Genomic DNA, 1,702 nt, shown 5'->3' with positions numbered 1-1,702 from the left:
GCCGCCGCCCGCGGCGGCGCACCCGTACGCGAACTCTCCGCCGACGCCGCCTACTTCCACGACGCCCTCCTCGACACCGCCTGCCTGCACATCCTGCACTTCTTCAGCCAGCGCTCCACCTTCGTCGCCCGCACCCTCGTCGAGCAGTCCCGCCGCCAGGCAGACCAGATCGCCCGCCTCGACGCGCTCATCGCCCGCAACCCCCTCCCCGCCGCGCGCGACGCCGCCTTCGAGCGCGCGTACTTCGCGTACGTCGCCAAGAAGCACGGCAAACTCACCATCTACGGCGTCGACCTCGCCGACTCCCCCGCGAAGTGGCCCCTGGACGTGGCGTACCTGCGGCTGGAGGCCGCCGCGGAACACCACCCCGCCGCGCCGTCGCACGAGCCGCTCCCCTACGCCGACCTCGGCGGCCTCGCCGGCAGCGACCCCCTCCCCGACCCCGTCCTCCCCGCCGACCAGGCCCTCGCCACCTACGAGCGCGTCCTCCTGCGCGGCGCCGCCGGCTCCGGCAAGACCACCCTCGTGCAGTGGCTCGCCCTCTCCGCCACCCGCGCCGACACCGGCGCGGAGCACACCATGGACTACCTCGCGGGCCGCGTCCCCTTCGTCCTCCCGCTGCGCACCCTCACCCGCCACGGCCAACGCCTGCCCGCCCCCCGCGACTTCCTCCCCGCCACCGGCAGCCCCCTCGCCGGCGCCCAGCCCGACGGCTGGGAGCACCGCGTCCTCAGCGCCCGCCGCGGGCTGCTCCTCGTCGACGGCATCGACGAGGTCCCGCGCGCCGAACGCGACCGCACCCGCCGCTGGCTCTCCGACCTCATCGACGCCTACCCCGGCAACCGCTGGCTCGTCACCTCCCGCCCCTCCGCCGTCGGCGAGGACTGGCTCGCCGCCGAGGGCTTCAGCGAGCTGACCCTCGCCCCCATGCGCCCCGCCGACCTCGCCCGCTTCATCGCCCGCTGGCACGCGGCCGTACGGACCGGCGACCCGGCGGCGGACGACGCGCAGCTCGCGGCGTACGAGGCCCAGCTCACCGCCGCCGTACGGCACACCTCCGACCTCGGCCGGCTGGCCACCAACCCGCTGATGTGCGGCCTCATGTGCGCCCTGAACCGCGCCCGCCGCGGCCACCTGCCGCGCGGTCGCAAGGAGCTGTACGAGGCCGCCCTGTCGATGCTGCTCACGCGCCGCGACCGCGAACGCGACATGGCCGTCCCCGACCTGCGCGATGAACCCCAGCTCCAGGTGCTGCAACGCCTCGCGTACTGGCTGATCCGCAACGGCCGCACGGAACTGGACCGCGCCCGCGCCGAGAGCATCGTCGCCGCCGCCCTCCCCGCCGTCCCGGAGGTCGCCGCCCTGGGCGACGCGACGGCCGTACTGGAACACTTCCGCGACCGCAGCGGCCTCCTCCGCGAACCGGGCCCCGGCGCGGTCGACTTCGTCCACCGCACGTTCCAGGACTATCTGGGCGCCCGTGCGGCGGTGGAGGACGGCGACATCGGCGTGCTGGCGGCACACGCGGCGGACGACCAGTGGGAGGACGTCATCCGCATGGCGGTGGCGCAGGGCCGCCCGCGGGAGCGGGAGGAGATCCTGCGGGAGCTGCTGGCGGCGGCGGAGGCGAGGGAGGGCGTGGAGGGGGTACGTATCCGCCTGCTGGCGGCGGCATGCCTGGAGCACGCGGCGGAGCTGGCCC

The 1,702-nt window shown here is 75.7% G+C and carries 1 protein-coding gene; it reads left to right on the top strand.

The window, feature by feature from the left end:
- The coding region (locus H5J30_RS31530) for an NACHT domain-containing protein (protein WP_181790981.1) at nucleotides 1–1,702 on the top strand (1,702 nt) is incomplete at both ends.

The organism is Streptomyces phytophilus (genome assembly GCF_013870535.1).
GTDB lineage: Bacteria > Actinomycetota > Actinomycetes > Streptomycetales > Streptomycetaceae > Streptomyces > Streptomyces phytophilus.
Note: the sequence above shows the minus strand (reverse complement) of the source record. Positions and strands in the feature narration are given on the sequence as shown.